The following is an 8975-nucleotide window of genomic DNA, read 5'->3' as shown; positions in this document are numbered from 1 at the left end:
GTTGCCAAATCCAAAGTTAGGACTTGACAACTTTAATTTTTTAGCGCAACGGAAGAGATTTGTCTGAAAATCTAAAAGGTTTTTCAGTGCCCTCTTTATGATACCACCGGATTTTTATTTTAAATTTCTTTCAATGCTTTATAATTCTGCCTGCAACCAAATTTTCCATTGCATGAATGAAGTTCTCATATAAATCGAAATCGGAGTTATAGATAGGATCAACATTAAAATTATCAAATTGTTCCCATGATTGCCAAAATTCAGTTACTACTTCAAATAATTCAAGGTCTTTCTGTTTTAATAAGAGCAAGTGTTGAGAATAATCTAATTTTATATGATGTGCATATATAGAAATAAGATAACCAATGAACATATCCATTTGCTGACCTGATTGAATATTGCTTTTATCCAAAGACAACAACCGAATATTGTTTAATGCACATTGCTCTTTCTCTGCATCCCGAATAAATAACTTAGGAGAATATCCCATTTCTATATATTTAGGGTACATTTTTATATGATCCTGACAATTACCTATATGGTCGCACAATTCTTTCGAGAATATCAGACAAAGTTTTGGGTCAGATTTAAAAGCCAAATATATATGATTGGAAGAAAAACCACCAAATGTTTTAAGCCATAAATGCAGTAATTCGTGAGCAATACCTTCATTTGAAAATTTAGTAGGATTATAATAAATAATCGCAGTTTTATTTATCGTATAATTTGCTTCATAATCCTTATTATGAGATTCAAAAGTTACAGAGTATGCTTTTCTTACCTCTTGTAATAATTGTTTATTGTTCAAATTAAGTTTTTCTTCAATGGAATCTGCATTGATATTGTTTTTCCTGAACCACATTTTATAGTTTATAAATTAATGACTTACCCTATTTGTGAATTAATTTCACGCTTAAAGGCAAGCGGATTAGCAATAAAAGGATAAGAACTTGAAGCCCCGCCTGTTGTTACGGTAATTGTGCCGAAGTTGAAAATCCTGCCTAAAACACTTTGTTTTATGTGCAAGCCCTCACACTTTGCCAAAACCAAATCTACCGCTCTGCGGCTGATAACGCCTGTTTTAAGTATCACCCGCTTATTGGTTACGGCGTAGGATGAACCTATTTTTACGAGTAGTCTTTGCACGAGCGATACAAGTCCGAAAAATAAAATCAGCAATCCCGCATAGTGGGTCATAGCCGATATTTCTTTAGGACTTGATGCCAGTAAAGCACCGATAAGCAACAATACGAGAGGTTGGACGAACAGGAAGAAATGTAATTTTGCAACATACTTTATTTCTTCTCCGGACTGTAAGTTATTATTTATGTAATTCATAAGCTATTGATTTACTGTGAAGCAAATATAAGAAATTTTGCATTATGATTTGATTTTAAATACATCAAATAGACAATAGCACCATTCTTTCGGATTCAGGTAGCGTTTATCCTTTCTGATTTCGTAGTGCAGATGTCTGCCTGTCGATATTCCTGTATTACCCACGCAACCAATCTGCTGGGCTATACTTACCTCATCACCTACATTTACCAACGTTTTGCCCAAATGTGCGTAAAACGAACGGAAATTCCCAGCGTGTGTAATCTCTATAAAATATCCGTACCCTGAACCGTACCCTTTACGGCTTACTACTCCGTTTCCGGTAGCATACACAGGTGTACCCTTTACCTCCGGTATATCAATGCCTGTATGAAATTGTCGAACCTTGCTGATAGGATGCCTTCGCATTCCAAATCCCGATGAAATCCGGGTTGTCTTTCTAATCGGAAAAATTACGGGATAGTCGCACAGCTCGTCAATAGACAGCAGCAATGAATCTGCTATTTGCTGAAACTCCCTGACTGAATAAACCTGTGTCGTAAACGCTTCTATTTCCGATTTTCTATTTGCCGTGTCGTTTGGTTGCCCGACCACCAGCATGGGTAAATACAGGCACATGGCAAAGAATAATATTTTATATCTCATAATCTCATATTTATCAAAAACGCCCGATTTTTTTCGGGCGTTTTTCCGTTACTCAATTTCCTCTCCCCACAGCTCTACGTCTGTCGGGGCATTAATCAGCGACCGGGCTATACAAAGCCAACAAAGGGCGTTAAATACAATAAATCCGCCTATAATCATGGTCTGATTTTTTATAAATCTTCTTCCTCATTTTCCTCGTCCCCCTTGTCATTTTGCCAACTAAAGGACTTCTGCACCACCTGTCCGTGATTATCCTCGATATACACGTCTATCACCTGTTGGTCGGAACAATGGGAAGTGTAGTACATTCGGAATGTTTCTTTTTTCAAGGGGTAAAGGTCGTTTGGCAGCAGTACCCGCCCATCGTCCATTCGCAGCTCCCCTTTACCGTCAGGCTGAAAATAACGGATGTAAAACGTTGTTTCCTCGTAGCTCCCTTCCTTTACGATTTGGCAACGGATTTCCGCCGCCTCTCCCTGAACGATTTTTTTCTGAACCGGCATACAAACCAGATCAAATGCGTAAACCTTATTAATATCCATATCGTCAGAACAGGCACAGGCTAACAGCATTATCACTGCCAGCCCGCCCATTATTCCGAAAAAACTCTTTATTTTTTTCATAATGATTCTTTTTAATTGATTATAAATTTCAGCCCGATGCCGAACTGTGTATGAAAATGACCTGTTGAGTTACCCCAAAGGATGCGTTCGCGTCCTGTCAGAAGCAACACAACGCGGTCAGTCAGATAAGTTTCAAGTTCCAATGTAATAGCCCCGCCATAGATAAATGCGTCCTTGTTTTGAAGCGTAGAGCCATCGTAGAGGGTCTTTTCGCCCCAATTCGATGTTTCGTAGCCTGCCAGTGCCGAGCCTCCCAAAGAGAGAAAAACCGTCTTTGACGGGTCGGACAGGACTTTTAAGAAATATCCGCCCTCCGCTGTAAACTGCGCCATCGGCAAACGAGTTTCTTTGTACGGATAGTAGCGTTGCAGAAACTCCGCACCGAATACCCATTTATTTGCGTTTTTTGCGTAGGTAGCCATTGCCACACCGAAAGAGTAACCCGTTTCATTTTTGGTTTTGGACGAATACACTCCGTCCACCATTCCGCCTATTACCTGTATGCCTCGCATACCCGGCAGGCAACGCTGGGCGTATGCCCCGCCCGAAAAGGCGAAGCATAACGCAAGCGTTAAGATAATTGTTAGCCGCTTCATGGTTATTTCACTTTCAGTTCGTTAATAACCTTTGCACGTATCAAATCGGCATTATCTACCGTAAAGCGTTGGTGTCGCCCGCCCTCCTGTTCGTTGAGTTCAATAACCAACATCTTATCATCGGGAATAGTGAACTTCGGCAGGGCAAAAATCATTCGTTCTGTGCGCTGTCCGCCTATTACCATAAGGTTGTTATAGGCTCGCAGCGGCCAGATTACTTGTTCTTGAATGGCGGTACGCTTGGCTACCTTCTTATCCACAATTTTAAAAGTGATAAAGTCGATATTAAACGGCAGATTGGACGAGTTTTTCAACTGCAAATGGAAATACAACAGCCCATTATGGGTATAGATTCCTTTTAATGTGTGCTGTATGCCGAAACGCTTTGAGCCGATATGCTTAATTTTCCTATCGTTGTTTTTGTGAATGGACTGCATAATCAGCTTGACAAGCAAGGGCGATTCCTGCCCCAATTCCTGCATATAAACCGCAAGTGCATTGTTCGGACGGTTGGTTGCCTCCCCATCGTGCAAAAAGTCGGTCATTTCAACGGACAGTTTTACGGGTTCGTCCGCATATTTCACGTTGAACGTATAATATGCGCCATCTTCGGTAATGACGGACAGATTACTCTCGCGCGAAAAATCCCTTAATGCGGCTTTCACTCTCAACACGTTTTCCGTTCCGTCCGCTTTCGCCGCGAGAAGATCTGCCGACCCCAAATCCACGTAGCGGATGTTGGAGGGAAAAATGACGTGTACCGTCTTGCTGAATGTTACCTCTAGTGCATAAGGCGGTATCATTCGGTTAAAGGTCAGTGGGCGGGTAAAACCCTGATAGTAGTCGCCCGTAGTGGGCTTGGTCTGTGTTGTTTCCGCTTCGGTTTTCGTTTCCTGCGCGTTGGCTGCAAATACGCTTACCGTCAAGGCAAGCATCAAAATAATTCGTTTCATTCTTTTTAATTTTAATCGTTTATACTTGATCTCTTAGTGGTTTTATTAATTTTCCTTTGGGAGCAATAACAGGCGGTGATTCGCTTTCAGTGTAACTTTTACCACACTCATTTTCTTGCTCACATACTGCGATGCTCCTTGAATAAGCCCCTTTCCCATATCGGCGGCAAGCTGCGAACCTGCATCATCCGAAATCATTATGCTTGTTCCGGCAGAGTTCGCCATCGTTGAGGCGACTTCCTTTACTGCTTTTACCTCGTCCGAGTTGGGAATAAAGATGCCGCGTTGCCCGTCCGTATCGTACACCGCTATTTCAACCGGAATAATGTTGTCGGCGTACTGAATGGAGCTGATCGCAATGTCGAGCCGTTCACCTGTAATCTTGCATGAACCGGTAATGATGCTGTTTGCGGGGATAAGTATATTTCCCGCCTGCATCGGTTCTAACAGCCTTATTTGCACCTCCCGTCCACTTGTCAGCGTTACGGTCTGGTTCACACAGGCACGGATGCTGTTTTTGTCTTTCACGCCCTCGTTTCCGGCAGCAGTATGAAATCCCATATTGCGAGGCTTACTGAAAGATTCCATAAACTCATCGTTCGACATCGGGGTAGCCAGCAGCGATACTACATTGTGTCGCACCTGTTTTACGGGCTGAATATTTACCTTGTCTTTCGTTGAAAGAACAGCGGCATTACTGCTTTCGGCGGGTTGCCCTGCCTGACCGGGCATATACTTAGCCGCCATTTGGTAGGACTTTTCCATCATGGCAAGCTGTTCGCTCTCGGTGGCTTTCTGAGTTTCGGCTTCCGCTAACTTGCGCTCCAATTCTTCCATACGCTTTTCTATGGCAAGCTCCTGTTCGTTCTTTCCCGCAGGCTCTTCGTACCATGCCCCCAACTGCTTGTTTATATCCTGATAGGCAGTTGCGGAGGCTTGCAGCTTTTGGCGTGAACTCCCGCTACCTGCTTGGGACGGGCTTTCGTAATACTCCGGTTGCTTTGATGCAGGGCTTGTTTGAAGCTCACTTTGCTCATTCTGATCAAACATCGAAGAAAAGTCCTGTAAAGACTTCATCTTTTCCTGTTGCTTCTGTCGCATGGCTTCCTGTTCGTAGGCATCGCGCTTATCTCCGATTATAGCTTCATCTTTCGGCATTGGTATCTCGGCGTTAAAGCCCGATTGTCCCTCTATCTTTGTTTCGCCGCTATCTGAAGGTGCAAAAATCAGCCACATTGCCCCGCCGAAAAGCAGAAAGAACAGCGGCATTATCAGCATCTTTTTTCGCTTATTCCTTTCCGCTATTGAAAGCTCCTTTTGGGGAGGCGATTTCGGCTGCTCCTTTTTGTCAGGCACAGGCGGTTTTCCCTGTGCCTGTACCTGATTGTTATTCATTTGTTCGCTCATATTCGTAATTTTCATTTAGATTGTTAATACTATCCCTTTGCTGCTCCAATTGGAGTTTAAGGGATTCTATCTGCTCGATCTGCATACGCTCGCCTTTATCTTTGCCGAAATTGTATATACTACTTACGGTCATGTAGATAGACAAGCCGCTGAACAGAATAAGCATGGTTACGATAAGGATTACCCTGCGGTCAGGGGTCAGCCTGCCGAGCAAGCCCCGCAGACCGTCCTCCATCCATTCGTTTACACGGTTGATTATTTTCTTTATCATAGCATACCTACCTTTCTGTTACACGTATGTCCCTGTTTTCCACGATCTCGAATTTCTCCATCGTAAAGCCGTGCGGGTTGTTATCCGAGCGTACCGAATTAATCAGGTTACAGCGTGTAACTAAGCTGCGTTCGGTCATGTTGCTTTCTCGTATAATCATTTGCTTGGCATATGTTACCGCCTTGTAGGGGTACACATCAAAATCACAAGCGATGCTATCCATCTGTACAAGCTGGTTGATATTTCCCGACACGATACGGTTGTAGTAGCCCTTTTCCGCCATATCCTGATAGTATTTGAAAGCCGACTTATCCACCAAGAACAAGGCTCGGTTTACGTTGCTTTCAATGGCTTTTTTATCGGGTGATAGCGTGAAGAACAGCTCGTGGAAACGCTTAACGTGTTCCCGCGCTTCGACAGGACGATTCTGCGAAAGGTCTTGCGAGAGGGCAAGCATTAAGGACTTGCCCCCGTCCAACACATAGATACGCTGGCGTTGCGCTTCGGCAAAGCTGTACGCGTTCCATACCGAGTAACCCGTAATGGCGGCGCACAGGCAGACAAAGACGATACCGAAAAGGCGTATCTGCTTGAACGATGTTTCTATATTTTTTAAACTTTTGAACTCCATTTGTTCGTTTTATTTTGAATTAATAAATGACACAGTGTGCCTTACTTTTTACCTAATAAGCGTCCGGCTACGTTCCCTGCAGCAGCTCCGGCAACACCACCCGCAAGGGCAGCCCCTTTGCTTGCCGCCGTGTTTACTCCACGTGTACCGCTACCGCCTCCGGCTTGAATCACCCAACCCGCAACGGTCGGTATCGAGAAATACCCGATTATCCCGATGATAAGGAAGATGATATACACACCGTTCGAGCCGTCCGGTACATAGGAAGGGTCTTTCAGCAGGGCTATATCCATTTGCAGCATGAGTGCCTGAATTTTAGACAGTATAGCTGAAAACAGGTCGGCAATAGGTAGCCACAGGTACACGCTGATGTAGCGGGAAATCCAGTTGGTGAGCGTGGACTGGAAACCGTCATAAATGGAGAGGGCAAACGCCAGCGGCCCTAAGATTGACAGCACCACCAAGAAGAAGGTGCGTAAGGTATCAATCGTAAGGGCAGCGGCGTTAAACAGCAGCTCGAAGAAATCCCGAACCATCTGCCGAAACCACATTTTCATATCGTACCATGTGCGTTCCGCCCACATTCCGATGATTTCCGCCGCATCAAAAACACCTAAATCTTCCATCTTCTTGTCGTATTCCTCGTCATCGACCAACCACGCTTTACCTTCCCGCACCCGCGCATCATACTCCAGTGCATCTTTTTCCGCTTGTAATGCCTGAACATCGGTCATTTGTGATTCAAGGATGCTATGCGTTCCTTTAACCACAGGCGACATCACGGCGTTAATCGTACCTAATACTATTGTAGGAAAGAACATAATGCACAGCCCAATGGCAAAGGGTCTGAGCAGGGGGAACACGTCGATGGGTTCTGCTCTCCCCAATGCTTGCCACACACGGTAGGCAACGTAGAAGAGTGCGCCCAAGCCTGCCACCCCTTTGGCGATACCGATCATATCGCCGCAAAGGGGCATCATATCCTGATACAGATTCCGTAGAAGCTGATGCAGGTTGTCAAAGTTTATTGCAAGCAATGTCATGGCTTACCAGTATCTATCGGATGGATCACCATACAGGGCGCGAACCTGCTCCATATCGCCTTTTTCCTGACTGCGGATAAAGGAAACGGAGATACTTTTCTTGGAAAAGTATTTGACAAGGTTGCGGTACTCGACCATCTTGCTGTGTATGCCGTCAATGATCGCCATACGCTCGGCATCGGTCATAGACAACCCGTTCGAGCCGGAAACCACGTTCTTGATGTCCGAAACCAGATTGCCGCTCTCTTTCAATAGCTTGGCGTAGCCGCCCGATATAGCTTCCAGCTCCTTGTGGCTGAAATTTTTATCCATCAGCATTTTGTTGAAGTTGGTAGAATATATCTGCGATATTTCGCTGACCATCGCCACCGTTTCCTTGACCTTGCGGGCATCCTTGATGATGTTGTGAACCGCTTGCAGCTTGTCGTAATACTCCTTTCCCTGATCGTAGATTTTCTGCATTTCCTTAAAAGAGTTGATTACGTTGCTTGCCGTTGTCGCGGTTTTGGAAACCGTCAGGATATTTTGAACAAGGTTCGAGGGGTCAATAACTGCCCACTGTGCCTTTGCCTGATAGGTGCAGCAAATCATTACTGCAAACAGGCTGAAAAGAATCTTTTTCATATTCGTAATTTTTTAATTGTTATTAATTTTCGGCAGAATCTTCCGCCCTTACATATTCGCCGTAGGAGGAAAGGATTAACACTTCCCGCTCATGGTCATAAGCCAACCCAAGCTGCCCGTACAGGTCGATGTAGTGCTGACCGAAAACACATTTTACGGCACAATCGCAGACCGCCTGCGGGTTGTTGTATGTAAGTCGAAGCCTTATGCCTCCGCCCTTGCGGGAGGTATTGCGGTAAACATTTACCGCAGGCGCACCACTCGTACTTACCCAACGTCCCGTAATCTCCCACAGGTCGAAATCCAACTGTGCCGCGCAAGGGTCGGCAACACTACATTTGCTGAACATGGCATACCTCCTTAGTTTTTTGTTTCTACACGCTTGTATTCACCTCCGGGAAAGAGGGTAATCGCATCTTGCTTTTCATCGTAGGAAATAATGACAGCACCATCCCCCGCATTGAAACAGATATTGCCCCTGAACTCGTGAATGAGGTAGCAATCGCCGACATCACCGTTCTTAGGTTTCTTTCCGAGTGCAATCATATAGCCCGGCGCAGCCTTGAATATCAACAGGTCGGATTTCTTTTTACCGCCTTTCCAATCACCGCACAGAGCATCCAAGTCCAATTCGATTTTCGGTTGTTCGGCTCTGCCCCTGTTCGGGTCAATTACTACAATATCGAGGTTTACATCGGCTATCGTATCTGCCTCAAAAGGCGGTTCGTCCTGCGAAAGCAGAGCTTCGGTAAGAATACTGTTGATTCCTACCGTATGGAGAAGCAATTTCTCCAGTTGTTCATTACTGAATCTTTTTAACATGATCTTTTAGTGGTTTATGGGG

Annotated in this window: 13 protein-coding genes; all 13 read right to left on the bottom strand. The window is 44.7% G+C overall.

From position 1 onward, the window contains the following. Window positions 1-130: 130 nt before the first annotated feature. The 13 genes from HMPREF1212_RS26125 to HMPREF1212_RS26065 all read right to left on the bottom strand — a co-directional run bounded on the left by HMPREF1212_RS26125 (window position 131) and on the right by HMPREF1212_RS26065 (window position 8953). Entirely contained in the window at window positions 131-862 is a 732-nt protein-coding gene (locus HMPREF1212_RS26125; RefSeq protein WP_046151753.1) for a hypothetical protein, read from the bottom strand. 23 nt (window positions 863-885) lie between these two features. After that, window positions 886-1338: a PH domain-containing protein gene (locus HMPREF1212_RS26120; RefSeq protein ID WP_046151752.1), complete on the bottom strand. Its 453-nt coding sequence runs from the start codon at window positions 1336-1338 to the stop codon at window positions 886-888. Window positions 1339-1380: 42 nt separating this feature from the next. Further along, the gene (locus HMPREF1212_RS26115) at window positions 1381-1983 is read right to left on the bottom strand and encodes a M23 family metallopeptidase (protein WP_046151751.1); all 603 of its coding nucleotides are present in this window, start codon (window positions 1981-1983) and stop codon (window positions 1381-1383) included. 170 nt (window positions 1984-2153) lie between these two features. Then, complete coding sequence (locus HMPREF1212_RS26110) at window positions 2154-2606, bottom strand: DUF3872 domain-containing protein (RefSeq protein WP_046151750.1); 453 nt, start codon at window positions 2604-2606, stop codon at window positions 2154-2156. Between the two features lie 11 nt (window positions 2607-2617). Further along, window positions 2618-3202 carry a conjugal transfer protein TraO gene (locus tag HMPREF1212_RS26105; RefSeq protein WP_046151749.1) on the bottom strand — a complete coding sequence of 195 codons (585 nt, stop codon included), beginning with the start codon at window positions 3200-3202 and terminating at the stop codon, window positions 2618-2620. A 2-nt stretch (window positions 3203-3204) separates the two neighbouring features. After that, a complete protein-coding gene (gene traN / locus HMPREF1212_RS26100; RefSeq protein WP_046151748.1) occupies window positions 3205-4155 on the bottom strand; it encodes a conjugative transposon protein TraN in 951 nt (316 codons plus the stop codon). Between the two features lie 45 nt (window positions 4156-4200). Next, a complete protein-coding gene (traM, locus tag HMPREF1212_RS26095) occupies window positions 4201-5562 on the bottom strand; it encodes a conjugative transposon protein TraM (RefSeq protein WP_052725132.1) in 1362 nt (453 codons plus the stop codon). Next, complete coding sequence (locus HMPREF1212_RS26090; protein WP_046151746.1) at window positions 5543-5833, bottom strand: TraL conjugative transposon family protein; 291 nt, start codon at window positions 5831-5833, stop codon at window positions 5543-5545. Before HMPREF1212_RS26090 ends, traM begins: the two co-directional genes overlap by 20 nt. Window positions 5834-5840: 7 nt before the next feature. Then, the gene (gene traK, locus HMPREF1212_RS26085; protein WP_046151745.1) at window positions 5841-6464 is read right to left on the bottom strand and encodes a conjugative transposon protein TraK; all 624 of its coding nucleotides are present in this window, start codon (window positions 6462-6464) and stop codon (window positions 5841-5843) included. Window positions 6465-6505: 41 nt separating this feature from the next. Then, the gene (gene traJ, locus HMPREF1212_RS26080; RefSeq protein WP_082099999.1) at window positions 6506-7507 is read right to left on the bottom strand and encodes a conjugative transposon protein TraJ; all 1002 of its coding nucleotides are present in this window, start codon (window positions 7505-7507) and stop codon (window positions 6506-6508) included. A 3-nt stretch (window positions 7508-7510) separates the two neighbouring features. Beyond that, window positions 7511-8131: a DUF4141 domain-containing protein gene (locus HMPREF1212_RS26075; RefSeq protein WP_046151744.1), complete on the bottom strand. Its 621-nt coding sequence runs from the start codon at window positions 8129-8131 to the stop codon at window positions 7511-7513. Window positions 8132-8153: 22 nt separating this feature from the next. After that, entirely contained in the window at window positions 8154-8480 is a 327-nt protein-coding gene (locus tag HMPREF1212_RS26070; protein ID WP_046151743.1) for a DUF3876 domain-containing protein, read from the bottom strand. A gap of 11 nt (window positions 8481-8491) precedes the next feature. After that, window positions 8492-8953, bottom strand: a complete 462-nt coding sequence (locus tag HMPREF1212_RS26065) for a DUF3876 domain-containing protein (protein WP_046151742.1) — start codon at window positions 8951-8953, stop codon at window positions 8492-8494. Window positions 8954-8975: the final 22 nt, after the last annotated feature.

The organism is Parabacteroides sp. HGS0025 (assembly GCF_000969845.1).
Taxonomy (GTDB): domain Bacteria; phylum Bacteroidota; class Bacteroidia; order Bacteroidales; family Tannerellaceae; genus Parabacteroides; species Parabacteroides gordonii.
This window is presented reverse-complemented; position numbering and strand designations above follow the sequence as displayed.